Annotated in this window: 27 protein-coding genes; 12 read left to right on the top strand and 15 right to left on the bottom strand. The window is 65.3% G+C overall.

The genetic code is table 11. The features are described 5' to 3' along the window. Window positions 1–16: 16 nt before the first annotated feature. The 7 genes from C8J36_RS07205 to C8J36_RS07175 form a co-directional block, all read right to left on the bottom strand. The gene (locus tag C8J36_RS07205) at window positions 17–574 is read right to left on the bottom strand and encodes a tyrosine phosphatase family protein (RefSeq protein WP_132533683.1); all 558 of its coding nucleotides are present in this window, start codon (window positions 572–574) and stop codon (window positions 17–19) included. Further along, window positions 571–1191 carry an HD family hydrolase gene (locus tag C8J36_RS07200; protein WP_132533681.1) on the bottom strand — a complete coding sequence of 207 codons (621 nt, stop codon included), beginning with the start codon at window positions 1189–1191 and terminating at the stop codon, window positions 571–573. The genes C8J36_RS07205 and C8J36_RS07200 overlap by 4 nt, the downstream gene beginning before the upstream one ends. After that, window positions 1188–2048, bottom strand: a complete 861-nt coding sequence (locus C8J36_RS07195; RefSeq protein ID WP_132533679.1) for a folate-binding protein YgfZ — start codon at window positions 2046–2048, stop codon at window positions 1188–1190. Before C8J36_RS07195 ends, C8J36_RS07200 begins: the two co-directional genes overlap by 4 nt. Before the next feature lie 212 nt (window positions 2049–2260). Further along, window positions 2261–3052, bottom strand: a complete 792-nt coding sequence (locus C8J36_RS07190; protein WP_132533677.1) for a hypothetical protein — start codon at window positions 3050–3052, stop codon at window positions 2261–2263. 101 nt (window positions 3053–3153) lie between these two features. Then, window positions 3154–3423 carry a hypothetical protein gene (locus C8J36_RS07185; protein ID WP_092988168.1) on the bottom strand — a complete coding sequence of 90 codons (270 nt, stop codon included), beginning with the start codon at window positions 3421–3423 and terminating at the stop codon, window positions 3154–3156. 124 nt (window positions 3424–3547) lie between these two features. After that, a complete protein-coding gene (locus tag C8J36_RS07180) occupies window positions 3548–4009 on the bottom strand; it encodes a TIGR02301 family protein (RefSeq protein ID WP_245506477.1) in 462 nt (153 codons plus the stop codon). Between the two features lie 47 nt (window positions 4010–4056). After that, window positions 4057–4509 (bottom strand): NUDIX hydrolase, encoded by a 453-nt coding sequence (locus tag C8J36_RS07175; protein ID WP_132533675.1) that lies wholly within the window; start codon window positions 4507–4509, stop codon window positions 4057–4059. Between the two features lie 136 nt (window positions 4510–4645). Between C8J36_RS07175 and C8J36_RS07170 the strand changes: the two genes are divergently transcribed. Next, complete coding sequence (locus tag C8J36_RS07170) at window positions 4646–5452, top strand: SOS response-associated peptidase (protein ID WP_132533673.1); 807 nt, start codon at window positions 4646–4648, stop codon at window positions 5450–5452. A 44-nt stretch (window positions 5453–5496) separates the two neighbouring features. Here C8J36_RS07170 and C8J36_RS24815 read toward each other — a convergent pair whose 3' ends face one another. Then, window positions 5497–5673, bottom strand: a complete 177-nt coding sequence (locus C8J36_RS24815; RefSeq protein WP_156468099.1) for a hypothetical protein — start codon at window positions 5671–5673, stop codon at window positions 5497–5499. A 545-nt stretch (window positions 5674–6218) separates the two neighbouring features. Between C8J36_RS24815 and cysS the strand changes: the two genes are divergently transcribed. From cysS to cimA, 5 genes are all read left to right on the top strand, one after another. Further along, a complete protein-coding gene (gene cysS / locus C8J36_RS07165) occupies window positions 6219–7676 on the top strand; it encodes a cysteine--tRNA ligase (protein WP_132533671.1) in 1458 nt (485 codons plus the stop codon). Between the two features lie 240 nt (window positions 7677–7916). Continuing rightward, window positions 7917–8402, top strand: a complete 486-nt coding sequence (locus tag C8J36_RS07160) for a GFA family protein (RefSeq protein ID WP_132533669.1) — start codon at window positions 7917–7919, stop codon at window positions 8400–8402. Next, the gene (locus C8J36_RS07155; protein ID WP_132533667.1) at window positions 8399–8875 is read left to right on the top strand and encodes a GFA family protein; all 477 of its coding nucleotides are present in this window, start codon (window positions 8399–8401) and stop codon (window positions 8873–8875) included. The genes C8J36_RS07160 and C8J36_RS07155 overlap by 4 nt, the downstream gene beginning before the upstream one ends. Beyond that, window positions 8872–9852, top strand: a complete 981-nt coding sequence (gene pip, locus C8J36_RS07150) for a prolyl aminopeptidase (RefSeq protein ID WP_132533666.1) — start codon at window positions 8872–8874, stop codon at window positions 9850–9852. The genes C8J36_RS07155 and pip overlap by 4 nt, the downstream gene beginning before the upstream one ends. A gap of 3 nt (window positions 9853–9855) precedes the next feature. Next, window positions 9856–11472 (top strand): citramalate synthase, encoded by a 1617-nt coding sequence (gene cimA / locus C8J36_RS07145; protein WP_132533665.1) that lies wholly within the window; start codon window positions 9856–9858, stop codon window positions 11470–11472. Here the strand turns inward: cimA and C8J36_RS07140 are convergent. The 3 genes from C8J36_RS07140 to C8J36_RS07130 form a co-directional block, all read right to left on the bottom strand. Continuing rightward, window positions 11423–11776, bottom strand: a complete 354-nt coding sequence (locus C8J36_RS07140) for a type II toxin-antitoxin system RelE/ParE family toxin (protein WP_132533664.1) — start codon at window positions 11774–11776, stop codon at window positions 11423–11425. The genes cimA and C8J36_RS07140 overlap by 50 nt on opposite strands. Then, window positions 11773–12048, bottom strand: a complete 276-nt coding sequence (locus C8J36_RS07135; protein ID WP_132533663.1) for a type II toxin-antitoxin system ParD family antitoxin — start codon at window positions 12046–12048, stop codon at window positions 11773–11775. Before C8J36_RS07135 ends, C8J36_RS07140 begins: the two co-directional genes overlap by 4 nt. Window positions 12049–12144: 96 nt before the next feature. Next, complete coding sequence (locus tag C8J36_RS07130; RefSeq protein ID WP_132533662.1) at window positions 12145–14157, bottom strand: bifunctional 2',3'-cyclic-nucleotide 2'-phosphodiesterase/3'-nucleotidase; 2013 nt, start codon at window positions 14155–14157, stop codon at window positions 12145–12147. A gap of 290 nt (window positions 14158–14447) precedes the next feature. On the opposite strand from C8J36_RS07130, the gene rarD reads away from it, so the two are divergent. Beyond that, window positions 14448–15377 carry an EamA family transporter RarD gene (rarD, locus tag C8J36_RS07125; RefSeq protein WP_132533969.1) on the top strand — a complete coding sequence of 310 codons (930 nt, stop codon included), beginning with the start codon at window positions 14448–14450 and terminating at the stop codon, window positions 15375–15377. A 51-nt stretch (window positions 15378–15428) separates the two neighbouring features. Here the strand turns inward: rarD and C8J36_RS07120 are convergent, their stop codons facing one another. Then, window positions 15429–16049 (bottom strand): TIGR00730 family Rossman fold protein, encoded by a 621-nt coding sequence (locus C8J36_RS07120; RefSeq protein ID WP_082477116.1) that lies wholly within the window; start codon window positions 16047–16049, stop codon window positions 15429–15431. A 255-nt stretch (window positions 16050–16304) separates the two neighbouring features. Between C8J36_RS07120 and C8J36_RS07115 the strand changes: the two genes are divergently transcribed. Both C8J36_RS07115 and C8J36_RS07110 read left to right on the top strand, forming a co-directional pair. Further along, a complete protein-coding gene (locus tag C8J36_RS07115; RefSeq protein WP_132533661.1) occupies window positions 16305–18437 on the top strand; it encodes an Ig-like domain-containing protein in 2133 nt (710 codons plus the stop codon). A gap of 178 nt (window positions 18438–18615) precedes the next feature. Continuing rightward, window positions 18616–20502 (top strand): ABC transporter ATP-binding protein/permease, encoded by a 1887-nt coding sequence (locus tag C8J36_RS07110; protein ID WP_132533660.1) that lies wholly within the window; start codon window positions 18616–18618, stop codon window positions 20500–20502. An 87-nt stretch (window positions 20503–20589) separates the two neighbouring features. Here C8J36_RS07110 and C8J36_RS07105 read toward each other — a convergent pair whose 3' ends face one another. Continuing rightward, window positions 20590–21456, bottom strand: a complete 867-nt coding sequence (locus C8J36_RS07105; RefSeq protein ID WP_132533659.1) for a glycosyltransferase family 8 protein — start codon at window positions 21454–21456, stop codon at window positions 20590–20592. 212 nt (window positions 21457–21668) lie between these two features. Here C8J36_RS07105 and C8J36_RS07100 point away from each other — a divergent pair, with 212 nt between their 5' ends. Together C8J36_RS07100 and pssA are read left to right on the top strand one after the other, a co-directional pair. Then, window positions 21669–22367, top strand: coding sequence for a phosphatidylserine decarboxylase (locus C8J36_RS07100; protein ID WP_062594824.1), 699 nt, complete (start codon window positions 21669–21671; stop codon window positions 22365–22367). A 150-nt stretch (window positions 22368–22517) separates the two neighbouring features. Then, window positions 22518–23366, top strand: a complete 849-nt coding sequence (gene pssA, locus C8J36_RS07095) for a CDP-diacylglycerol--serine O-phosphatidyltransferase (protein WP_062594825.1) — start codon at window positions 22518–22520, stop codon at window positions 23364–23366. A 46-nt stretch (window positions 23367–23412) separates the two neighbouring features. Here pssA and C8J36_RS07090 read toward each other — a convergent pair whose 3' ends face one another. Further along, complete coding sequence (locus C8J36_RS07090; RefSeq protein WP_132533658.1) at window positions 23413–24336, bottom strand: LysR family transcriptional regulator ArgP; 924 nt, start codon at window positions 24334–24336, stop codon at window positions 23413–23415. A 102-nt stretch (window positions 24337–24438) separates the two neighbouring features. Between C8J36_RS07090 and C8J36_RS07085 the strand changes: the two genes are divergently transcribed. Further along, the gene (locus C8J36_RS07085) at window positions 24439–25059 is read left to right on the top strand and encodes a LysE/ArgO family amino acid transporter (RefSeq protein WP_132533967.1); all 621 of its coding nucleotides are present in this window, start codon (window positions 24439–24441) and stop codon (window positions 25057–25059) included. A gap of 3 nt (window positions 25060–25062) precedes the next feature. Here C8J36_RS07085 and C8J36_RS07080 read toward each other — a convergent pair whose 3' ends face one another. After that, the gene (locus C8J36_RS07080) at window positions 25063–25809 is read right to left on the bottom strand and encodes an SDR family NAD(P)-dependent oxidoreductase (RefSeq protein ID WP_132533657.1); all 747 of its coding nucleotides are present in this window, start codon (window positions 25807–25809) and stop codon (window positions 25063–25065) included. Window positions 25810–25812: the final 3 nt, after the last annotated feature.

Genomic DNA, 25812 nt, shown 5'->3' with positions numbered 1-25812 from the left:
TTCGCCTCCAGCACCTTTACTCGGCATCGGCGGGCACCATCGGCGGTGTGACGGGAAAAGGCAGGGGGTCGAACACGAACGGCGTGTTGCCGTCCGCGTCCCTGCCGCGCCCGATGCGCTTCATGGCGGCCACCAGCCGGCCGCCGCGGCCGAGCATGGCATCGCCGATCGCGATCAGCCGGGCATTGGGCGTGGCAAAGGGCGAGGCCGCGCGCAGCCGGTCCGCCAGGGCCTCGTCGTCCTGATCGGGCGCGATTGCCAGCGCGACGATGGCGGCTGCTGCCGGCGAGCGCGACACGCCCATCCAGCAGTGGATCAGCAGCGGCGTCTCGCGCTGCCAGGCGCGGGCAAAAGTGACGATCGCCTCCACGTGTGTCTCGGCGGGCGCAATCAGCCTGTCATTGCCGGCAAAGGTGATGTCGTTCAGTCCGAGCGTCAGGTGCCTCTCGACGGCGATCACCCCCGGCCGGTGGAACGTGTGCCCCACGGCCATCAGGCTCAGCATGTCGCGGCAGCCATGCCGGACGGCCATTTCCCCGATCCGGGCAAGCGGCGAGACGACGATCACGCTCATGGTTCCGCCCTCTCCGATCCGCGACCCGTCGCCCGCTCGGCCTCGATCGCCTCGAACCGCGCCACGAACAGCCGCTGCGCATCGAGCGCGGGCAGGGGCTCCATCGCCAGCATGTCGCGGGTGATGCCGCGCGGCTGGCCGAAGATGCGCCGGGCTTCTTCCAGCGTGAAGCCGGCAAGCACGGTCGCTTCGAAATAGGCGGCGATCTGGTCGGCCTTCTTGATCCGGTCCTTGACCGCGTCGGGCGTGATCGGCGGCAGGCCGAACCGCAGGTGGATCGCGCCTTCAAGCCGCTTTTCCACCACCTTGTAGCCGCCGCCGACCACCGCCTTGAACGGCGAGATCATGTCGCCGATGACATATTCGGGCGCATCGTGCAGCAGCGCCATCTGGCATTCCGCCGCACTCGCGCGGCCGTTGCGGCGAAAGATCTCCTCGACGATCAGCGAATGCTGCGCCACCGAAAAGGCATGCGGCCCGTGCGTCTGCCCGTTCCACCGCGCCACGCGCGCCAGTCCGTGCGCGATATCGGAAAGCTCGACGTCGAGCGGCGAGGGATCGAGCAGATCCAGCCGCCGACCGGAGAGCATGCGCTGCCAGGCCCGTGGCGACATCAGGCGCCGGCCTCGGAGGTTTCAGGCGTCGCGTCCGGCAATGGCACGGGGAAGGCGAGCCCTGTCCAGGCGGGCAGCGCCAGCGCCACCTTGACGTCGCCCGCGAGAATGTCCGTCCCGCGCGCCAGCGCTTCGCCCACCTTGTCGATCCGCACGATGGCAAGGCCCGTGTGGCCGGCGACGCTGCCGAGCGTGCCGATGGCCTTGCCGCCGGCCGTGATCGCCGTGCCGGAGGCGGGCAGATCGGAGACACCCTCGACCGTCACCACCCGCCGCCGCGCCGTGCCCCGGTGCTGCATGCGGGAGACGACCTCCTGCCCGACATAGCATCCCTTGCGGAAGGAAAGGCCACCATTCTTGTCGAGAAGGATGTCGTGGGGAAAGGCGTCCTGCAGCGCATAGTCTGCGCCGGAGACGGCGATGCCGGCCGCAATGCGCGCAGCGTCGAGCCGCCCCTCGACGTCATCGACGCCCTTGACACCGTAAATCCGGAAGATCGGCGCGCCCGATGTCGCAAACCGCACGTCGCGCAATGCGCCCTCGACCGGCTCGAACGACACGGCGACGTCGGTGTCGGCGTCGAGAGACAGCGTGATCGGCGCGCGAAGCTTGTAGAGCGTCAGCCGCTTGAGGAGCGCCTGCGCCTGGTCCGCGTCCGTCTCCAGCCGCAGGCCGCTGTCCGTCCGGCTTATGAGGAAGTCGAACAGGATCTTGCCCTGCGGCGTCAGCAGCGCGCCGGGACGAACCTCATCCGCGGCCAGCAGCTCGAGGTCGGTGGTGATCAGCGCCTGGAGAAACGCGACGGCCGGCTCTCCGGAAACCGTGACGAGAGCGCGATCGGGGACAGCGAGAAGGGACATGGTCGATCCTGAAAGGGCTGGACTGCCCAGGGAATGGAAATCGGTCGAGCGCAGCCTGCAAGCGTCAAACCTGGGATGGACGGCGCCCGCGCGCCTCGCAAACCATCGGCGGAATGGTGAGACGCGCGCGTTCACCAGAGGTAGGCTTTCGACGGCGGCCCTGCAAGCGTCCAGCCCGGTCCGACAACGCAATCCCCGACATGGCCGGGCGGTCAATCGCCGCCGATGAAGAACTTCCATTGCCCGTCCGGCGTAATGCCGATGCGGTAGAAATTATAGCTGCCGAATTCCTGCATCGCTGCGACGTCGCCGGCGGTGACGAGACGCATGAGATCGACCTTTTCCGGCGGCGTCAGGCTGTCGAGCGGCTTGGCCGCGAAATAGGGCCAGACATACATTTCATCCGGCGTGCCCTTGTCGATCACGGTAAAGCCCGTGGACAGCACGTCGAGCATGATGGCGAGAATTTCGAGGCCATCGGCATCGCCGGAGAGGCTCTTCACCGCGGCGACCGGATCGGTTTCCTCCTCGCTGTCGCCGATGGCCGTTGCCGTCTCGCCCTTGCCGAGCAGCGGGCGCAGACGCTCGATGTCGCCGGAGGCGGCGGCCTCGACGATCAGTTCGCGCATGCGGGCGACCGGTTTCGGGATCTTGGAGACGTCCGTCAGCACCTCGACAGGGCCGTCGCGCGTCTCGGCGGCGGGTGTCTCCGGGGCAGGCGCCTTGCCGGGTTGGCCCTCGGCCTTGCCGGGCCGTGCCGGGGCGGTCTGCTTGTTCACCAGCGGATCGGGCATGGGAATGCCGCCCGGCGCACGTGGGGTGATCTCGTCGTCTTTCGGGGCCGCATCCGGCTCGTCCGCCGCCGCGTCGCCCGGAATCGTCCGCAACTGGCTGAGCGCGAAGGCGGGTGCCGCGGGAATGAGGCATGTCGAGGCGATGAGGGCGGCGAATGCAAGCGCACCCAGAAGAGCGGAGGAACTCCGGCTGTCCGACGAACGTGTCATGGCATTCTCGCTACTGCTGGGGCGCTGCCGCTCTGGCGCGACTGCCGGCTCGTGACTGCTCGGGCCGTCCGCGAAGAGGACGTAACCGTATCGGGCAGCGGCTATTGAAGCGAGCGCTGCGGAGAAAACTCGCCGGCAAGCATGCGCTCACGCAACGAATTCAGCATGGCCTCGGCCCCGTCCTCGCCGTGAAGGCGGATCGTTTCGCGCATGGCGAGCGCGATCGCGGCGTCGGCGATGATCTCCGGCTCGATGCCGTCCGCCATGCCGTCTGCCCAGGCCTCGTTCTGATGTTCCAGGGCCGCCTGCATCTTCTCGTGGACGATCATGTCGTCTATCTCGTTGAGGCTCTGCTCCATCGATCGTTCCATGCAATTTACGCTTTCACATCACGCCGGTTCGGAATCGCGGCGGTACTTGTTACCATGGTCTTAACAAGACTAGCAGTCTTTTACCGAAACGACACGGCCCGTTCGAAAAAAGGTTAACGGACACCTAATTTCCAAAGCGCGAGACAATTTCGGCGGCCAGTGTTGCCCCTTCGTCACGGTAGCGTTTGTCGGCGAGCACGGCACTCGGCGTGCAGCTTGTGTAGACCGCAGCAAAACTACGGTAACCCCTGTTGAAGGCGGCGGTAAGGCGCGCTTTGCGATCGGCCTCCGTGCCGGCCTCCCGGTCGATCAGCGCCTGCATGTCGGATCGCCAGTCCGCAGCGCCTGTATCGGCACAGAGCGTCCGTAGATAAGTGACGGAACCGACGATCTCCGCCATGCGCAACAACCGCGCATCATAGGGCGCGGGCTTTGCCGCCGGGGCTTCCGGGGCCGGCAAAGGCGCGGTTTGGGCCAGCGCAAAGGGCATCGGCAAGCCGAGAAGCAGGAGGCCTGCAAGGGCGGCGCGCGAGGGGACGACAGGGCGCGAACGAAGAACGAAGCGCGAGGGATGAGCGAGAGTCATGCCGGCGAAAATGCCGGATTTCGTCGATTTCGCAAGCCCCGGCCGCCTCATGAGGTCCGCAACGCTTCCAGCCTCGCGATACAGTCGCGCACGCTTGGCGGGGCCGGCAGCGCGGCGATCTCGTCCGCGGTGAACCAGCCGAGGCTCGCCGCATCGTCTCCCGCCACGGCCTCCGCGTCGATATCCGCCTCGACGCGGAACACCGAGAGGAAGAAGTGCCGACCGCCCGCGCCATCCGCCCTGTCGGCCGGCAGGTCGTAGGTGGCAAAAAGCTGCGGTGCCGAGCCGGAAAGGCCGGTCTCCTCCAGCAATTCCCGCACGGCCGTCTCCGCCGGCGTCTCTCCCGGCTCCGCTCTTCCGCCGGGAAAGGCGTACATCTCCGCAGACGGCGGCTTGGAGCGGCGCACGAGCAGGTAGCGCCCGTCGCGCACGACGATCGCCGACGAAGCAAGGGCGGGAGAGGGTGTGGGGGACGGGGCGGGCGGTGCAGAGGCAGTCATGGTGGTTCCGTTCTGGCGTTGTGTGCGAATCGATCCTACATCAGCGAGCGGGGTCGGTGCGATCCGATGCGGAACGCATCGCCGCCGGCAGTGGATGAGGGCTGCCTCGGTCGCCCATCACGGGGAGAACCAAACCATGTGCGGACGTTTTGCCCTGACGGTCACGCCCGAGGAGCTCGAAGAGGCGCTCGCCGTCATCGAGGCCGGCGATTTCCCGCCGCGCTATAATATCGCGCCGACGCAGCCGATCCTCGTCGTCACCGCCGCCGACCGCACGGACCCCCGCAGCAATGCGCCGCCGCGCCGCGTCGCGCTGGTGCGCTGGGGCTTCCTGCCGGGATGGGTCAAGGATCCCAACGATTTTCCGCTTCTCCTGAACGCCCGCGCCGAGACGGCGATCGAGAAGGCCTCGTTCCGCGCCGCCATGCGTCACCGCCGCGTCCTCGTGCCCGCCTCGGGCTTTTACGAATGGCGGCGTCATCCGAAAGAGAGCGGCCTGCCGTCGCAAGCCTACTGGATCCGGCCGAAAGCCGGCGGCATCGTCTCGTTTGGGGGATTGATGGAAACCTGGGCGTCGGCCGATGGCTCCGAGATGGATACGGGTGCGATCCTGACGACGCGCGCCAATGCGGCGATGTCCTTCATCCACGATCGCATGCCCGTGATCATCCGCCCGGAAAATTTCGAGCGCTGGCTTGACTGCAAGACGCAGGAACCGCGCGACGTCGCCGACCTGATGGTGCCGGCCGATGACGATCTCTTCGAGTTCGTGCCGGTGTCCGATGCCGTCAACAAGGTCGCCAACACGACGCCGGATATCCAGGCGCCGGTCGCCGCCCCGACGGATGCGTCATCCAAAACAGCCGGCAAGCCCGGTGGTCAGAAGGCGGGTCCGGAACCGTCGCCCGACAAGGGCGACGGTCCTCAGCTGTCGCTGTTCTGACCGTCTGGCCGCAGCGACCGGATCGGCTTTGCCGCTGCGCGCGATCAGTGCTCGCGCCAGTCGCGGGCGCGATCCGAAACCTTCGCCGTTTCCGCCGCTGCCTTGGGCTTCTGATGCAGGGCCGCGGCGGCCACGGCCTTCAGGCCGAGCGGGCGATAGCGGTCGATCAGCGTCTCGTTCTTGGCAGCGGTCTCGGCCGTGTCCGTCTTGCGTTCCGTCATGTCACTCTCTCCTTAAAATCATTTCCGTCCCGGATCGGATCCCGCTTGGCCGAACATGCAACCTGCAGGACCTCGTTCGTTCCGGGAGATTCGAGCTTCTCTTGCGTTGTCCCCGCAAGCCCGACTCTCCTGGAAATCTGTGGTTTTCAAGCGTTTCAATCATGACAAATTAATGACCTTCCTGCGAGCTTTTTGCGCGGAAAAGCATGCTGCAACGCCACGAGATTCATGCTGCAATGCAACCGGACGGGGCGCCCCGCCGGCCACCTGTACCGTCCGGTGCGGGGCCTTGACCCAAAGGGCGAGAACGGCGATAAAGCCGCCATGAAAACGGAAACCTGCATTCTCTGCGGCTCGATCATTCGCTAGCGTTTCGCGCTGGCCTCTTCCGTTTCGTCTCCTTACCCAAGACCAAGATGACAACGCGAAGGCCGGCCGGCCAGCGCGCGTGATGTGCGCACTTTGCGGCGGCCATCCGCCGTTCTGGAACAACGTGACGACGACGACGTAAAGACAAACGACAGGAAGACGGGGAGACGATACGCATGACGGACGTGCCGGCACTGAGGCTCTACAACACGCTGACGCGCGAAAAGGCCGTGTTTGCGCCGATCGATGTCGACAATGTCCGTCTCTATGTCTGCGGCCCGACCGTCTACGACTTCGCGCATATCGGCAATGCCCGCCCGGTCATCGTCTTCGACGTCCTGTTCCGCCTGCTGCGCCATCTCTATGGCGAGGCGAACGTGACCTATGTCCGCAACATCACCGACGTCGACGACAAGATCAACGCGCGAGCGCTCCGCGATTTTCCGGAGCTGCCGCTCAACGCTGCCATACGGGCCGTGACCGAGAAGACCGAAACGCAGTTCCTGGAGGACGCCCGCGCCCTCGGGTCGCTGGAGCCGACCGTCCAGCCACGCGCCACCGAGAACATCGCGGAGATGATCACGATCATCGACGCGCTGATCGCACGCGGGCATGCCTATGTCGCGGCCGGCGAGGTGCTGTTCGACACGACCTCGATGGCTGATTACGGCGCGCTTTCGCATCGCAACCTCGACGAACAGCAGGCCGGCGCCCGCATCGCGGTCGATGCGCACAAGAAGAGCCCCGGCGATTTCGTCCTGTGGAAGCTTTCCTCCGACAACGAGCCCGGCTGGGAAAGCCCCTGGGGTCGCGGCCGTCCTGGCTGGCATATCGAGTGCTCCGCCATGAGCCACCGCTATCTCGGCGAGACCTTCGACATTCATGGCGGCGGCCTCGATCTCATCTTCCCGCACCACGAGAACGAGATCGCCCAGTCGCGCTGCGCGCACGGCACGAGCGCCATGGCGAACGTCTGGATGCACAACGGCTTCGTGCAGATCGAAGGCCGCAAGATGTCGAAGTCGGACGGCAATTTCGTCACGATCCACGATCTTCTGCACACGGAAAACTTCGGCGGCCGGCAATGGCCGGGCGAGGTCCTGCGCCTTGCCATGCTGATGACCCAATATCGCCAGCCGATCGATTTCAGCCTCAAGCGGCTGGAGGAGGCGCAGGGCATCGTCCATCGCTGGGCGGACGCCAAGGTGCGGGTCGCGGCCCTTCTGGCCGAACAGCCGGACGCGCCGAGCTGGACGCTGCCGCCGGAAAGCTCCGTCCTCGACGATCTCAATCTCTATCCGGTCATCACCGGCATGAACCAGCTCGCGACCGACGCCGCGAAAGGCGATCTGGCCTCTGCCGCCGCCTTCCTCGGGCACCTCGACCTGATGGGTTTCGAGGCGATCGAGCGTCTGAGCCAGCAGGCGAGCGATCTCGACCTCGGCCTTGCCGACGAGGACCGGTGGGCCGACGTCAATAAGCGGATCGAGGAGCGGTTGGTACTTCTCAAGGCCAAGAACTTCACGGAAGCCGATCGCATCCGCGACGCGCTTCTGAGCGACGGCATCCAGCTGAAGGACGGCAAGGACGCGGAGACGGGAGAGCGGGTGACGACCTGGGAGATCAAGCGCTAGAGGGCCGCGCGAGGAGAAGCGGCCTTGCTTTCTGGCGTTGATCGGCATGAAATGAAGGGCAGCGGGATCGCCGGATCGGCCGGTGAAACGCGACACTGCAGGGTGAATGCGGGAGGAAGGTGCGATGATCTGGCCGTTCATGCGATATGCGCGCTTGACGATTCAGATTGTGAGCGGCCGGCGATACACCGCTGACGCAGCGGGCTTTTCCCGTCTCGCGCATCAGAAGAGGACCGGCTCATGACGACGGACGTACACTTCGGCGGTTGCCAGTGCGGTGCCGTGCGCTTTCGGGTGGAAGGCAGGCTGACCGACGCCTCCATCTGCCATTGCCGCATGTGCCAGAAGGCATTCGGCGCCTATTACGCGCCGCTCGTCTCCGTGCGCGGAGTGACCTTTGAATGGACGCGCGGCGAGCGGAAAACGTTCCGCTCCAGCAATGTCGTGACGCGTGGCTTTTGCGGCGATTGCGGGACGCCGCTGACATACGAGGCGCCGGACGGCATGGCGATTGCGAGTGGAGCCTTCGATGATCCTTCCGCCTTTCCGCCCGTCACCCAGTTCGGCACCGAGGCGAAGATCGCATTCGTCGATCGTCTGCAGGATCTGCCGGGTCATCCGACCGAAGAAGACCTCGATGATGCACCGTTCCTCGATGGTCTCGTGTCCTACCAGCATCCCGACCACGAGACGGATCAATGGCCGCCGCAGGAGAGACCGCGATGAACGAAGCTGAGAGAACAGGCGGATGCCAGTGCGGCGCCGTGCGCTTCCGTTTCAAGGGCACGCTCGGCCGCCCGTCGATCTGCCATTGCCGCATGTGCCAGAAGGCGTTCGGCGGCTTTTTCGGGCCTCTGGTCACGGTGCCGGAGGATGGCTTCACCTGGAGCCGCGGCGAGCCGGCCTGGTTCCAGTCGTCCATCAATATCGCGCGCGGCTTCTGCGCCTCCTGCGGCACGCCGCTTGCCTATCGCCATCCGGGCGGGCTTGAAATCGCCATCGGCGCGTTCGACGACCGCACGGATCTCGCGCCGCAGATCCAGGTGAATGTCGAGGCCCGTATCCCCTGGGTCAACACGATCTTCGATCAGCCGGTCCATGCCGACCCGGATTACTACGCACAGCAGGAAGCCGTCATTTCCTTCCAGCATCCCGATCACGATACGGCCGACTGGCCCACCCACGGACTGAACCTATGACCCTCGATCACGATACGGACACCACCCTTCGCGGCCTCTATCCGCCGATCGAGGCCTATGCGTCTGGTCATCTGGATGTCGGCGACGGGCATGCGATCTACTGGGAACGGTCCGGCACGCCCGGCGCAAAGCCCGCCGTGTTCCTGCATGGCGGACCGGGCGGCACCAGCGGCCCCAATCATCGCCGCCTGTTCGATCCCGCGCTCTACGACGTGCTTCTCTTCGACCAGCGCGGCTGCGGCAAGTCCACGCCGCATGCGGGTCTGGAGGCGAATACGACCTGGCATCTGGTGGCCGATATCGAGCGCCTGCGCGAGATGGTCGGCGTCGACACATGGCTCGTCAATGGCGGCTCCTGGGGCTCGACGCTGGCGCTCGCCTATGCCGAAACCCATCCCGAGCGGGTCTCGGAACTGGTCCTGCGCGGCATCTACACCCTGACGAAAGCCGAGCTCGACTGGTACTACCAGTTCGGCGTCTCAGAAATGTTCCCGGAGAAATACGAGCGCTTCGTCGCGCCGATTCCGCCCGAAGAACGCCACGAGATGATGCAGGCCTATTATCGCCGCCTGACGGGCGACGACATGGCGCTGCGCCGCGAGGTGGCCAAGGTCTGGAGCAGCTGGGAGGGCGAGACCATCACCCTCCTGCCGCAGCCCGACACCAGCAGCAAGTTCGCCGAAGACGATTTCGCCGACGCTTTCGCCCGGCTGGAAACGCACTATTTCGTGCATGCCGGCTGGATGGACGAGGGCCAGCTCGTGCGCGATGCGCACCGACTCCACGGCATTCCCGGCGTCATCATCCAGGGCCGCTACGACATGCCGTGCCCGGCAAAATACGCCTATGCCCTGCACAAGGCGTGGCCGCAGGCGAAATTCCATCTGGTCGAAGGCGCCGGCCACGCGATGAGCGAGCCCGGCATCCTCGACCGGCTGATCCGCGCCACGGACACCTTCGCCGGCAAGGACGCCTGAGCCATGAAGCGCGAGCGCATCTACCTGTTCGACACCACGCTGCGCGACGGCCAGCAGACGCCCGGCGTCGATTTTTCCGTCGAGGACAAGATCGCCATCGCATCGATGCTCGATGATTTCGGCATCGATTACGTCGAGGGCGGCTATCCCGGCGCAAACCCGACCGACACCGCCTTCTTTGCCAAGCGCCGCACCCGCAACGCCCGTTTCGTCGCCTTCGGCATGACCAAGCGCACCGGCGTCTCCGCCGCCAACGATCCGGGGCTGGCCGCACTTCTGCAGTCGGCAAGCGACACGGTCTGTCTCGTGGCGAAGAGCTGGGACTATCACGTCGCCGTCGCGCTCGGCTGCACCAACGAGGAGAACCTCGACAATATCACGGCCTCCGTGGACGCCGTCGTGGCGAGCGGCCGCGAGGCCATGGTCGATTGCGAGCACTTCTTCGACGGCTACAAGGCGAACCCCGACTATGCGCTCGCCTGCGCCAAGAGCGCGCATGAGGCCGGCGCGCGCTGGATCGTGCTCTGCGATACCAATGGCGGCACGCAGCCGGAAGAGATCCGCGCCATCGTCGCCTCCGTCATCGCTGCCGGCATCCCCGGCGACCGCCTCGGCATCCACGCGCACAACGATACGGGGCAGGCGGTCGCCAATTCGTTGGCCGCGGTCGAGGCGGGCGTGCGCCAGATCCAGGGCACGCTCAACGGCATCGGCGAGCGTTGCGGCAACGCCAATCTCGTCACCCTCATCCCGACGCTCGCGCTGAAAGACGTCTATTCCAGCCGCTTCGAGACGGCCATCGACCTGGACCGCCTGCAGGAGCTGACCAAGCTGTCCCACGCCTTCGACGAGCTGCTCAACCGCTCGCCCGACCACCAGATGCCCTATGTCGGCGTCTCTGCCTTTGCCACCAAGGCCGGCATCCACGCCTCCGCGCTTCTCAAGGACCCGCGGACCTACGAGCATGTCACGCCGGAAAGCGTCGGCAACCTGCGCAAGGTCATGGTCTCCGACCAGGGCGGCAAGGCCAATTTCATCAATGCCCTGAAGCGTCGCGGCATCGTTGTCGGCAAGGACGATCCGCGGCTCGACAAGCTGATCTCCATCGTCAAGGAGCGCGAGGCGACCGGCTATGCCTATGAGGGTGCGGATGCGAGCTTCGCCATCCTCGCCCGCCGCACGCTCGGCCACGTGCCCGATTTCTTCCATGTCGAAAGCTTCCGGGTCATGGTGGAGCGCCGGTTCGACGCCAACGGCCAGTTGAAGACCGTGTCGGAAGCCGTCGTCCGCGTGACGATCGACGGCGAAGAGACCCTGTCCGTCGCGGAGGGCCACGGCCCGGTCAACGCGCTCGATCTGGCTTTGCGCAAGGATCTCGGCAAGTACCAGCACGAGATCGTCGATCTTGAACTCGCGGACTACAAGGTCCGCATCCTCAACGGCGGCACCGAGGCCATCACCCGCGTCCTCATCGAATCCACCGACGCCACCGGTGCCCGCTGGTGGACCGTCGGCGTCTCCGACAACATCATCGACGCCTCCTTCCAGGCTCTGATGGACAGTATCGTGTTCAAGCTCCTGAAGAACCGCGACGGCGCGGTGGCCGCCGCGGCGGAGTAGGGCTTTCCTCGGAGATGCGAACATCGCGGCCGTGATGAAAGATGCGAATGATGGTTACCTGCTCGTCCTTCACCTGAAAGACGATGCTGGCCCGGCGGCGAAAGCCGACGACACGGAGCCCTGGGCGCAGATCTTCCCGTGCGAAACCGCGCTCGGGGAAGAGGGCGAAGCCGAGGCAATAGCCGTGAATGTCACGAACGTATTTGAGGGCGATGGTAGACCCGGCGCGCGGTGCGAGATAGTCGAAAAGCTCCGTCAGATCGGCGTTGGCTTCCGGAGTAAACCGGACAGGCCGATCGGTCATGGTTCGTCGTTAAAACTGGACCGGGCGATGTGGTCCTTGATTGCCGCCCAGGAGTCGTCTGCATTCAGCGCGCGATCTGGATTCCGCTCAAGAGCATCGACGGTCGGCAGAACCTCGTCCTGCAGCCATGTTTCGAATGCCGCATCTTGTAACGCGATGGTCATCAGGCCCTCACGGACGACATCGCTTTCGCTCGCAAATTCGCCTGAGGCAACCTTCTCCTTCACCAGGGTCGCCATGTCGTCCGGAAGCGTGATGCGAAATGCCTGCATGTTCTCGGCCTCCTGATGTTCCGATGATACTCTATCGCATGTCATCTCGAACCGGAATTGGTTTCGCGGCCGACGAGGTCTCGGATGGATTTGGCCTCACAGCACCAATCGGAATGTCGCAAACCCGTCGGCGCCATCGCCGGCATCCTCGATCTTTGCGGCCTTGACCTCGCCGAGCAGCGGCCGCGCCTTCGGCCCCGTCTCGAACAGCGCCGTCGTTCCGGGCATCGGCTTGAAACGCCAGTTGGCATCGGCCGCGGGGTTGATCGTGCCCTCCGCGTGGATGTAGCGGACGATGACGTCGCGGTTGGTGTCGGGGGCGGCGAAGACGACCTTGTCGCTGGCGATATCGGGGAATTTGCCGCCGCCGCCGGCGCGGTAATTGTTGGTGGCGACCACGAATGTCCGTGCGGGATCGATGGGTTGGCCGTCGAACGTCAGATCCGTGATCCGGTGGGCGGTTTCATCGGCGAGCTTCCCGTCCGTGTCGAATCGCGGCGGCTGGGAAAGGTCGATCTCGTAGGTCACGCCGTCGATCACGTCGAAATTATAGGATGGGAAACCGGCGCTGAGCAGCGGCTGGTCTTTGCCGCCCGGCGTCAGCCGGTTGAACATGCCGGCCGACATTTCCAGCCAGTTCTTCACCTGCGCGCCGGTGATGACCACGGCCTGCACGGTATTGGGATAGAGGTAGAGATCGGCCACGTTCTTGATGGCGATGTCGCCCGCGGGAACGTCGGTGTAGTAATCCGCGCCGCCGCGCCCGCCCGCCTTGAAGGGGGCTGCGGCGGAGAGCACGGGCAGGTCCTTCCACGCCGTCTCCTTCAGCATGCCCTTGATGTACCAGGTCTGCGCCTGGGAGACGATCTGCACGGAGGGATCGTCGGCCACCAGCGCGAAGTAGGAGTAGAGCGGCGCCGAGGTCTTGCCGACGGGGGTGCGGACATAGGCGAGCGTCGCCTCGTGCTCGTCCTTGGCGGCGGTCAGGATGTCGGCCCGATCGTTGACGTCGGCCACGACCTTCTTGTCCTCGCGGTGGTAGATCGGCCGCGCCTCGGTGGTGAAATCGACGATCTTCCAGCGCTTGCCGTCCTTTTCCAGCAGCAGATCGATCAGCCCGAGATGCGAGCCCCAGAAACCCGCCATGACCGCCGGCTTTCCTTGCAGCGTGCCCTTGACCGGATCCACGCCCGCAATGCCGTCGAAGCTTTTGGGGCCGGGGAAGACCAGATGCTGGTGCCCGGTCAGCACCGCGTCGATGCCCTCGACGCCGGCGAGATAGAGCGAGGCATTTTCCATGCGATCGGTCTGGCCTGTGCCGTCGATGCCGGAGTGCGAGAGGGCGACGATGATGTCGGCGCCGTCTTCCTTCATCACCGGCACCCAGGCGCGGGCGGCTTCCACGATGTCGCGCGTCTGCGCCTTGCCTTCGAGGTTCTTCACGTCCCAGAGCATGATCTGCGGCGGCACGAAGCCGATCAGCCCGATCTTGAGCGGGCTCGCCGCGCCGCTTCCGTCCGTCACGGTCTTTTCGATGATCGTATAGGGCTTGAAGAACAGCGCGTCCCTGGTCGGGTCCGTGGCCAGCGTTCCCTTCGTCAGGTTGGCGCAGACGTAAGGAAAGTTCGCGCCGGCCAGCGCCTTCGCCATGAAGTCGAGCCCGTAGTTGAACTCGTGATTGCCGAGCGTGCCCGCCTCGTAGCCGAGCAGGTTCATCGCCTTGATGACCGGGTGCACGTCGCCGTCCTTCAGGCCTTTCTGGTAGGCCATGAAGTCGCCCATCGGGTTGCCCTGCAGAAAGTCGCCATTGTCGACCAGGAAGGTGTTGCCCGCTTCGGCGCGGATCGCGTCGATGATCGAGGCCGTGCGCGACAGGCCCAGCGTCTCGTTCGGCTTGTCGCCGTAATAGTCGTAAGGGTAGACGTGGACGTGGATGTCGGTCGTTTCCATGATGCGCAGATGGGCCTGATTGGCGCCCGCGCGGGCGGCAAACGGATGCAGCATCACCAGCCCGGAGGCCGAGGCGAGGCCGCCGAGAAAGGCGCGCCGGGAGACGGTCAGGGCGGAAGGGCGCTGGGACGGGAGGACGGGCGCTGAGGGGGAGGACATGACGTTCCTTTCGTGCCGGATCTTCTGAAGCCGGTATCCTATACCAGATGCGGATCCTTGCGACCCTTGAGGCACGCAGGATGCCGGCTTCCTCTCGGCAGCGAACCTTGCAGGCAAAAGCGACCGTCGTGTGTCACCAGAATTCGTTGATCGTTCAGGGAAATGAATTGGAGTGGCCCTGCCTTTTCGCGTAAGCCGCAGCCATGACGTGAAGCGGGGAAACGCGCGCCCGTCAGCAGGACAAAAGGCCGGAGGAGGGCCGCGATATGGCCGACGTGACACCCAAGCCGATGGCTGCAGCCGCCGTGCCCGGCAATGGCGACAGCCCCCGCGGGTTCCTGCTTGCCACCATCGCCTATCTTTTCTGGGGCGTTCTGCCGCTCTTCATGAAGGGCATCGGGCATATTCCGGCAGCCGAAGTCGTGGCGCATCGCATCGTCTGGTCGGTGCCGCTCGTCGGCGGCTTCATCCTGTGGCTCGGCCGCACCGCGGATCTGAAACTGGCCTTGCGCTCGCCCCGCATGCTGATCATGGCGTCGCTCACGGCGACGCTCGTCACCTTCAACTGGGGCGTCTACGTCTGGGCGATCAGCGTCGGGCGGACGCTCGAGGCGGCGCTCGGCTACTATATCAACCCGCTCTTTTCGATCTTCCTCGGCGCCGTGCTCCTGAAGGAAAAGCTGAACCGGGCGCAGCTGGTCGCCATCGGCTTTGCCGTCACCGCCGTCGCCATCATCGCGGTGGATGCCGGCGGTCTGCCCTGGGTGTCGCTCGGGCTCTGCATCTCCTGGGGGTTTTACGCGTTCTTTCGCAAGACGCTGCCGGTCGGCCCGAACCAGGGCTTCTTTCTGGAGGTCATGCTGCTCTCGGTCCCGTCGCTCGCCTATATCGTCTATCTCGAGGCATCGGGGCAGGGGCATTTTACCGATACCGGCATGACCGACGTGGCCTGGCTCGTCTCGTCCGGTGTCGTCACCGCCGTGCCGCTGTTGTTCTATGCCAATGGCGCCAAGCTGCTGCGTCTCTCCACCATCGGCATCATGCAGTATATCGCGCCGAGCATGGTGTTTCTCATCGCGGTCTTCGTGTTCCATGAACCGTTCGGCATGGTGAAGCTGATGGCCTTCGGGCTGATCTGGATGGCGCTGGTGATCTATACCGGCTCGATGCTCGTGGAGAGCCGCAACGCCCGGCAGGCGGCAGCACTCCGCAATCCCTGATCCGAAGCGGCCACCCACGGCGGCCGCGCGAGATGCGGTCGAGCACTGAGCCTACATTTTGTCGATGATGCCGCTCTCGCCGTCGCGATCGACCGTGCCGGCCCAATGGTCCTTGAGCGCCGGCACGACCTCGTCCGGATTGTCGATGACGAGTGGCTGCACGAGATGCGCCGTGTGGATGAAGCCGCTATCGGCCATGTGGTGGATCAGCTTCATCAGCGGGTTCCAGAAACCGTTGATGTTGACGAGCACGATCGGCTTGCGGTGCCGCCCGAGCTGCGCCCAGGTCATGATCTCGACGATCTCCTCCAGCGTGCCGATGCCGCCCGGCAGCGTCACGAAGGCATCCGCCCGCTCGAACATCTTGTGCTTGCGCTCGTGCATATCGGCGGTGACGACCAGTTCGCTCAGCTGACCGAGCGAATGCCGGGTGGCCTCCATGTCCATCAGGAACTCTGGTATGATCCCGGTGACGCGGCCGCCATTGGAAAGCACGCCGCTGGCCACGGCCCCCATGATGCCCTTCGTGCCGCCGCCATAGACGAGATGCAGATGATGCTCGGCGATGGATTTGCCGAGCCTCCGGCCTGCATCCATGAAGTCGGGCTCACGTCCGGGCTGGGACCCGCAATAGACGCAGATGGATCGAATCGGAACAGGTTGATCGCTCATGGGCGAAGCAGACATCCGGTCCTGCACCGCGTCAAGGTACGCATCAGGTAAAATCTGTAAAAAGGCGCTTTCAAAGTCGTCAGAACATGCATCGCTGCTTGTGGAGAAGGCTGGATATCGCTAGCAATTTCAAGAGATGCGCGTTGTGCGGAGATGCAAGCGCGCAAGACGATCCGGCCTCCCGGTGAGGCCGAAAGACACGGTAAGCGTTTTCGTTGAACACGGTCAGTCGAAACGTCCGTGGTGGAGAGGTGCATGAGGAAGAATACGGCAGGTCTGGTTGCGCTCGTCGTGCTGGCAATCGCCACGCTTTTGATGATCTTCGTCGTGTTGCCCAATGTCGGTGACAAGGCAGCCCCCGATGGTGCCGAGAGTGCGGGCGCCAGGAGTGCGGGTGCCGGAAGCTCGAGCCCTGCGGACGGAGCGCCGGGCACACCGGGCGCGCTCTCGGGTTCTGGCGACACCACGACGGCCGACGCCAAGGGCAATCGCCCCGGCGCAGGCGACGTCGCAGAGCCGGCGGATGCCACAAGCCAGCCCGCACCGACGCGTGCGCCGGGCGCAGATCAGGCAGCAGCAGGTCAGCCGGACGCCTCCGCAAAGCCGATGCCCTCGGGCGAGACCGCCGCGGCCCCGACCACGACACCTGCGGCACCATCCACCACGGCCGCGCCGGCCGGCACAGCCGCGGGCACCGATGCGCCGAGCTTCGACGTGCTGCGCGTCGAGCCGGACGGCTCGACCGTGATTGCCGGCCGCGCCGCGCCGAACAGCAAGCTGGAGATCGTCAACGGCAATACCGTCGTCGGTACGGCCGACGTGGGCGGAACGGGCGATTTCGCGGCGGTGTTCGACAAGCCGCTTCCCCCTGGCGATTACCAGCTGACGCTGCGCAGCACGACGCCGTCGGGAACCGTCACCGCCTCCGACGAGGTCGCCACCGTTTCCATTCCCAAGGTCGATAACGGCCAGCTTCTCGCCATGGTGACGAAGCCCGGCGAGGCAAGCCGCATCCTGACCGCTCCCAGCGAGCTGGCGACAAGTCAGCCAACAACGGGCCAGCCAGCCACGGGCCAGCCAACAACGGGCCAAACCGGAGCATCGGCCGAAAGCACGCCGTCCGCCGCGGCGCCGACAACGGGCGATCAGGCGGCATTGCAGGCACCGGCTGCCTCCACTCACGACGCCAACGGCACGACGACCTCGACATCCGAGGGGACGCCGGCCTCGCCGGTTGCGGTGTCCGCCGTCGAGATCGAGGGTGGCAGGCTCTTCATTGCCGGCACGGCGCGTCCGGGCGCGACCGTGCGCATCTATGCCGACGACCAGCTGGTCGGCGAGGGCAAGGCGGATGCTCAGGGCCGCTTCGTCATCGATGGCAATCGCGCGCTGTCCGTCGGCCAGCACGTCATCCGCGTCGATATGCTCGGTGCCGACGGCAAGGTGCAGATGCGCGCCGCCGTTCCCTTCGAGCGTCCGGAAGGCGATCAGATTTCCGCCGTCGCCCAGACGCCGGCCAGCGGCTCCGATCCCGCCTTCGACGGCGCCATCTTCGATGCCTCGCGCATGGAAGCCGCCAAGGCCTTCGCGCTGCTGAAGGGCCTCTATGCCGATGGCAAGCTGCCCGGCCTCGACCAGCTCGCAGCGGCCCGCTCCGCCACGGAAATCGCCCTGGCGTCGCTGGCGAACGTCAAGCCGGTCGCCGGCATGCAGGCAAGCCTTGCCGATCGCGTCAACGCCACCACGAAGGCGGCGGCCGATGCGCTGGCGATCCTGAAGCCGCTGCCGCGGGATGCCGCCGCCGTCGGGGCCGTTCTCGGCCGCCTCGAAACCGCGATGGCCCGCGTGCTGGAAACGGCGCCTGCGGTGTCGGCAAACATCCCGGCCGACGCGACGACGCCCGCACCGGCAGGTCAGGCGACACCTGCTCAGCCAACGGCCTCTCAGCCCACCACGTCTCAGGCGACCACGTCTCAGGCGACCACGTCTCAGGCGACGACGAGCGAAACGACGACCACCGCTCCGGCCGGATCCGATCAACCCGTCGCCGGCGGTGCACCCGCCGCGCCGTCCGCTCCCACGACAGCCGAGCGCTCCGTCGCGCCGTCCTCGCAGACGGCCGGCAGTGAGCCGCAGACGGTGCAGCAGTCCCCGTTGCAGCAGAGCAAGAGCTCGGTGATCATCCGCCGCGGCGATACGCTGTGGCAGATCTCGCGCCGCGTCTATGGCGCAGGGGTACGCTACACCACGATCTACGTCGCCAATGAAGACCAGATCCTCGATCCCGACCGCATCCTGCCGGGCCAGGTCTTCGGCGTGCCGGACAAGGCCATGCCGGATGCGCAGTCGGAGGAAATCCATCGCCGGCATATGCGCCAGGTGCCCTGACGGCGGCAGTTCGGGCACACGGCGCAGAAAGGCATGGCACCAAGCCATTGCCGCGACAGCCGGGGAAGCCTATGTGATGATCGACGCAAACGGCGCCTCCCGCAGGGGGCGCCGTTTGCACGTTTGACCGGCATGCTTTTGTCGGCCGCAGGCCCCGCCGGCTGGAAATCGAAGAGACATGACGGACCAGAAGAAGACCGTGTCGGCCGATGCCGGCAATCCGCTGCAGACCATCCTCAACCTGTGGCCCTATATGTGGCCGAGCGACCGCGCCGACCTGAAGATGCGCGTGGTCTGGGCAACGGTGATCCTGCTCGTCGCCAAGGTCGTGCTGCTGCTCGTGCCCTATTTCTTCAAATGGGCGACGGACGCGCTGAACGGCCGTGCCGACATGACCGGCATTCTCCCGGCGGTGATGACCGGCGCCCTGATGCTGGTCATCGCCTATAATCTGGCGCGGCTGCTGCAGGCCGGCCTCAACCAGCTGCGCGATGCGCTCTTTGCGAGCGTGGGGCAGCATGCGGTCCGCCAGCTCGCCTATCGCACCTTCGTCCACATGCATCAGCTGTCGCTGCGCTTCCATCTGGAGCGCCGCACCGGCGGCCTGTCGCGCATCATCGAGCGCGGCACCAAGGGCATCGAGACGATCGTCCGCTTCACCATCCTCAACACCGTGCCGACGCTGATCGAATTCCTGCTGACCGCCGCGATCTTCTGGTGGGGCTACGGCTTCTCCTATCTCCTGGTCACCGCCGTCACGGTCGCGGTCTATATCTGGTTCACTGTGAAGGCGAGCGACTGGCGCATCGCCATCCGCCGCTCGATGAACGACAGCGACACGGACGCCAACACCAAGGCGATCGATTCGCTCCTGAATTTCGAAACCGTCAAATATTTCGGCAACGAGCAGATGGAGGCGACGCGCTTCGACCAGTCGATGGCGCGCTACGAGAAGGCGGCGACGCAGGTCTGGACCTCGCTCGGCTGGCTGAACTTCGGCCAGGCGGTGATCTTCGGACTGGGTACGGCGATCATGATGGTGATGTCGGCGCTCGCGGTGCAGCGCGGCGAGCAGACGATCGGCGATTTCGTCTTCATCAACGCCATGCTGATGCAGTTGTCGATCCCGCTCAACTTCATCGGCTTCGTCTATCGCGAAATCCGACAGGGCCTCACCGATATCGAGCAGATGTTCGATCTGCTCGAAGTCCAGGCAGAGGTGGTCGACGCGCCCGACGCCAAAGCCCTGTCGATCGACAAGGGCGCCATCGTCTTCAAGGACGTGCATTTCGCCTATGATCCCGCGCGGCCGATCCTCAAGGGCATCAGCTTCGAGGTGCCCGCCGGCAAGACCGTCGCCGTCGTCGGCCCGTCGGGTGCCGGCAAGTCCACCCTGTCGCGGTTGCTCTACAGGTTCTACGACGTCCAGCAGGGGTCGATCACCATCGACGGTCAGGATGTCCGCAGCCTGACGCAGAAGAGCCTTCGCGCGGCGATCGGCATGGTGCCGCAGGATACGGTGCTGTTCAACGACACGATCGCCTACAACATCCGCTACGGCCGCATCTCCGCCTCGCAGGCCGAGGTCGAGGCGGCGGCCGAGATCGCCCAGATCGGCGCCTTCATCAAGACGCTGCCGGAAGGCTACGACGCCATGGTCGGCGAACGCGGACTAAAACTGTCGGGCGGCGAAAAACAGCGCGTCGCCATCGCCCGCACGGTGCTGAAAAGCCCGCCGATCCTGATCCTCGACGAGGCGACCTCGGCGCTCGACACCCGCACCGAGCAGGAGATCCAGGCAGCCCTCGATATCGTCTCGCGCAACCGCACGACCCTCGTCATCGCCCACCGCCTCTCGACCGTGATCCAGGCCGACGAGATCATCGTGCTGAAGGACGGCGTCATCGCCGAACGCGGCACGCATGGCGAACTCATCGACCGCGAAGGCCTCTACGCCTCGATGTGGAGCCGCCAGCGCGAGGCGACGCAGGCCGCCGAGCAGCTGAAGAAGGTCCAGGACGAAGACGACCTCGGCATCGTCACCCGCCGCCCGCCGGCGGTCTGAGGCGGGCTGACCGGCCGGGCGTGCGGTCGAGGCACGCTCCGGCCCGGGCGCCGCTCAGGGCAGGGAGCGCGTCGCTTCGAAGCGGCGTCAGACAGCCAGCCACCTTTTCCGGATCGCCAGCCACCGTTTCCGGATCGCCAGCCACCTTTTCCGGATCGAATGGCCGATGCGCTTCCAGCGTCGCTGGCGTTTCGTGCGCAAAGGCGCGTCCGCCCAGGCCGTATCGGCACGCAACGCAAGGTATGCACTTTGCTGCGGATGGCGGCATTCTTCGGAGTTCGGCTTCGCCTTGGTGAAGTGCACGATGACCGTATCCGCACGTTCTTCCATCATCTGCGCGTTCCACCGCCCATCCAGCTGCAGCGTCCGGCCATCGGCGAGAAGATTGAGAACATCCTGGTCCGGGAAGGAAAAGGGTCTGGCGTTGAGAAGCTCGAAGCTTTTCTCGCTCATCTTCTCGCTCCGCCATTTGGCGGCATCAATGACGAGGACACCGGAATTGAAGTAGAATGCTCCGTCGCTTCGCCCGATTTCCCTGTTCATGTCGGCGAGCTTTCGTATCCCACGGGCTCGAACGCCGGCAATCAGATTGCCTTCGAGCGGCACGGTGAAGAGATAGGACATATCGCCGACGACCAGCGTGTCCGCATCAAGGTAGACGATGCGTGAATGGTTTTCGCCGACACAGTCCGGCAAGAGCAGCCGTGCATAGATCACGCGACTCCAGGCGTTCGTCGTCTTCAGGTAGCGAATTTCGCCCAGCATCGCTTCGTCGATGTCGATGAAGGTAATCGGCCGTTCGACGGATGTCCGGATCTTCTCCTTGTCGGATGCTCTGAGGCCATCGCCGAGAATGCAGAATTCGACATCGGGAATATTGCCGTTGAGATGCGCAGACCGCAGCATGACGGCCGCAAGCTCCGCATAGTTCCGGTCGATGCAACACGCCAGCATGTCAGTCCCTCTGAACTTAAGGAAAAACTGTTATACGTGTCGTTCTTGCGCGGTCAATGGCAGGGAGCGCGTGTCCGATGCGGTGCGTTTTGCGCCGTGCCACCCTCGCGTTTTGTGATCGGCGTCCCATATCCCCTGCAGACCGCTCTTGTTGCCGCCAGAGATGATTCCCTATAGGTGCAGGACCGGAGTTTAATGGAGACGCTGCCCTCATGAGCCTGATTACGTCCGTTCGCAACACGCTGGTGCCGATCAACAAGGCCGGCTACCCGTTTATTGCCGGGTTCTTCGTCGTCTCTCTTCTTCTCGGCTTTCTGTGGGAGCCGCTGCTCTGGATCGGCTTCCTTCTCACGGCCTGGTGCGCCTATTTCTTCCGCGACCCCGAACGCGTGACGCCGGTCGATGACGATCTCGTCATCAGCCCCGCCGATGGCCGCGTCTCGTCGATCGCGCACATCGTTCCCCCGGAAGAGCTCGGCCTCGGCTTCGAGCCGATGCTGCGCATCTCCGTCTTCATGAACGTCTTCAATTGCCACGTGAACCGCGCCCCCATGCGTGGCACCATCACCCGCATCGCCTATCGCGCCGGCCAGTTCGTCAATGCCGAACTCGACAAGGCCAGCAGCGAGAACGAGCGCAACGGCCTGGTCATCGAGACGGCGCACGGCGCCATCGGCACGGTGCAGATCGCCGGTCTCGTGGCCCGGCGCATCATCTGCTGGTCGTCGCAAGGCGAGCAGCTGCAGGCCGGCCAGCGTTTTGGTCTCATCCGCTTCGGCTCGCGCCTCGACGTGTTTCTGCCGGCCGGTGCGGAGCCGCGCGTCAGCCTCGGTCAGCTTGCGATCGCCGGCGAAACGGTGCTGGCGGAGTTCGGCTCCGACAAGGGACCGACCCTCGGCCGCCGCGACTGACGCGCCAGACACCGGCTCGATCGCGATCGAGCTGGTCTGATCCCGATGCGGAGCGGCTTCGCTGGAACCCGTCCGTTGCAGCGCTATATCGACCTGAAGATACCCCCGCAGGACGCAACGTCCCGCCTGTGCCCCGAGGACCCAAGCGCCATGGATACGACGCCGTTTCCCCCCTATGAGCCGAATGGGCCCCATGATGACGAGGCGCGCGGGCCGCGCCTGCGGGAGATCCCGCTGCGGCTGCTAATCCCCAACCTGATCACGGTTCTCGCGATCTGCGCAGGCCTCACCGGCGTGCGGCTGGCGTTCGAAGGCCGGTTCGAGCTGGCGGTGGCCATGGTTCTGGTGGCGGCCTTTCTCGATGGCGTGGATGGGCGCATCGCCCGACTGCTCAAGGCCACCTCGAAATTCGGCGTCCAGATGGACTCGCTCGCAGACATCGTCAATTTCGGCGTCGCCCCGGCGCTGGTCCTCTTCGCCTATGTGCTGGACGAGGCCAAGTCGATCGGCTGGATCGCCGCTTTGATCTATGTGATTGCCGCCGGCCTGCGGCTGGCGCGCTTCAACGTGATGGCGGAGCGGGACATCAAGGCCAAGTGGCAGTCGGAATATTTCGTCGGCGTGCCCGCGCCGGCCGGCGCCATGCTGGTGCTTCTTCCGGTCTATCTCGGCCTGATCGGCATCGAGCCCAGCCGCACCATGGGCCTGATCTTCTCGGCCTATACGCTGCTGATCGCCTTCCTGTTGGTCAGCCGCCTGCCGGTCTGGTCCGGCAAGTCGGAAAACCGCGTCCGCCGCGATCTTGTCCTCCCGGTCATCCTCGCCGTCGTCATCTATGTCGCGACCCTGATGAGCTTCACCTGGGAAACCATGGTCATCACCGCCATCGCCTATCTCGCCTCGCTGCCCTTCGGCGCCCGTGCGTGGAAAAAGAAGTATGGCGCCAAGTGGCCGGAGCATCCCGAGGGCGTGCGGGACGACGGTCTGCCGGGTCAGTAGATCCCGTTAACGGCCAGGATCGTGTCGGCCTGACGGGGAAGGGATATCAACTCCGTTCCGTCTGAGCGTGCCCGTGCAAGGCCTTGTGGGCCGCATCGACCACGGCCCGCGTCAGGGCCGTCAACTGGTCGGCCGCAAGCCGGTGGATCTGCCAGAACAACGGGATATCCAGCGGCGTGTCCGCAATGAGTTCGATCAGCCGGCCGCTTGCCAGATGCTCGGCGACAAGGATCTCCGGGTTCATGCCCCACCCCATTCCCAAAAGGCTCGCCTCCACAAAACTCTGCGTCGCGGGCAACCAGTGGGTCGGGCACACGGGGTCCTCGCCGAGCGTCTGGCGAAGCCATCGGCTCTGAAGCCGGTCCTTCTGGTTGAAGGTCAGCGACGGCGCCTGGGTGAAGGCGAACGGCGTCATGCCGTCGGCAAAATATAGCGCGACGAAATCCGGGCTGGCGGTCGCCCGGTACCGCAAGGCGCCGAGGGGCGTGCGGCGACAGCCGGAAATCGGCGATTCGAGCGACGTGACCGCCGCCAGCACGCGCCCCTGTTGCAGCCATTCGGCCGTGTGATCCTGATCGTCCACCGCAATGCCGAGGAGATGCGGCGCGTCGTGCGAGAAGGCCGCGGCCGCCGTCAGGAACCATGTGGCAAGACTGTCGGCATTGGTCGCGATGTGAAGCGTGACACGGGCGCCGGGTGACAGCGGATCGACAAGGGCGGGCAGGTGGGTCAAAAGCTCGCTTTCCAGCATGCCGACCGTCTCCATATGCCGGCAGAGCCATGCGCCTTTCTCGGTTGCGATGCAGGGCGAACCGCGGATGACGAGCGCCGTTCCCAGACGCTCCTCCAGGAGTTTCACGCGCTGGGACACGGCGGATGGCGTGACGTTCAGCAAACGCGCCGCCTTCTCGAAACTCCCCGTCTGCACGACGGTCGAGACCGCCCGCAGCGACACATAGTCGAGTGTCATTAGCTGTCCTTCATCGAGATTAGGATCTTTAACTATCCTAATCCTCGACCGCTCGCTATCGAAGCGCATCCGCTTCGGGAGAGTTCGATGCCACCTGCCTCCATGCTTGACGACCTGACGCTCAGCGCCTTCACGACCGGTCTCGCGATGGGCTTGACACTCATCGTCGCGATCGGTGCGCAGAACGCCTTCGTGCTGCGCCAGGGCCTGCGCAACGAGCATATCTTGGCCGTCTGCCTCGCCTGCGCTTCGTCCGATGCGGCTTTAATCGCCCTTGGTGTCACGAGCTTTCGCCAGATCGCTGAGATCCTGCCGGGGATCGATCCGGTCATGCGCTATGGCGGCGCTGCCTTCCTGTTCGTCTATGGTGCGCGCAGCCTCTGGTCGGCCATCAGGGCGTCGGGCGCACTCGACATCTCCGGGCAGACGGGCCGTGGTCTCGGCGTTACGCTCGCCACCTGCCTCGCGCTGACCTGGCTCAATCCGCATGTCTATCTCGACACGCTGGTTCTGCTCGGCACCATCTCGACGCGGTTTCCCGGTGCGCAGGCCGCTTTTGCAGCCGGTGCGATGTCCGCCTCGTTCCTGTTCTTCTTCTCGCTCGGCTACGGCGCCCGGCGCCTGCGGCCGCTGTTCGAGAAGCCGGCCGCCTGGCGTGTCCTCGAAGCGCTCATCGGCGTCGTGATGTTTTCGATCGCGGTCAGGCTCGTGATGGGACTGTAGAGGCTAGTCCGGCAGGCGGTAATCCACGAGCCGGTCTTCGCGGACCTGAAACAGCTTGCCGGTTTCGCGCTGTTCCGGCCCGACGAGCGGCAGGAGCGCCTTTGCGACCGCGGACGGATGCGGCACGCTCTCCGGGTCTTCGCCCGGCATGGCCAGCGCCCGCATCGCCGTGCGCGTGCCGCCCGGATCGACCGAGAGGATGCGCAGCGGCAGGCGCTGGGTTTCCCCGGCCCATGTCCGCGCCAAGGCCTCGACCGCCGCCTTGGAGGCGGAATAGGGTCCCCAGAAGGGCTTGCACTTATGGGCAGCCGAGGAGGACAGGATCAGCGCACGCCCGGCCTCCGAGCGGACCAGCAACGGTTCGACCGTGCGGATCAGCCGCCATGTCGCGGTGACGTTGATGGTCATCACCTTTTCGAACACCTTGGCCTCGACATGGCCGATCGGCGAGATCGTGCCGAGAATGCCGGCATTGGCGACGAGGATGTCGAGCCGGCCCCAGCGCTCGTGGATCGCCGCACCCAGCCGGTCGATCGCCTCCATATCGGCAAGGTCGAACGGCACGAGCGTCACCGGAAGCCCGCCCGCGGCCTTCACCGCATCATCCAGCTCCTCGAGACCGCCAACGGTGCGGGCGCAGGCAATCACCTGCGCGCCGGCGCGCGCCAGTTCGAGAGCTGTGAAATAGCCGATGCCCCGCGAGGCGCCGGTGACGAGCGCGATGCGCCCCTTCAGATCGATCGCATTCATGCT

The sequence above is a fragment of the Rhizobium sp. PP-F2F-G48 genome (assembly GCF_004342335.1).
Lineage (GTDB): Bacteria > Pseudomonadota > Alphaproteobacteria > Rhizobiales > Rhizobiaceae > Ferranicluibacter.
This window is presented reverse-complemented; position numbering and strand designations above follow the sequence as displayed.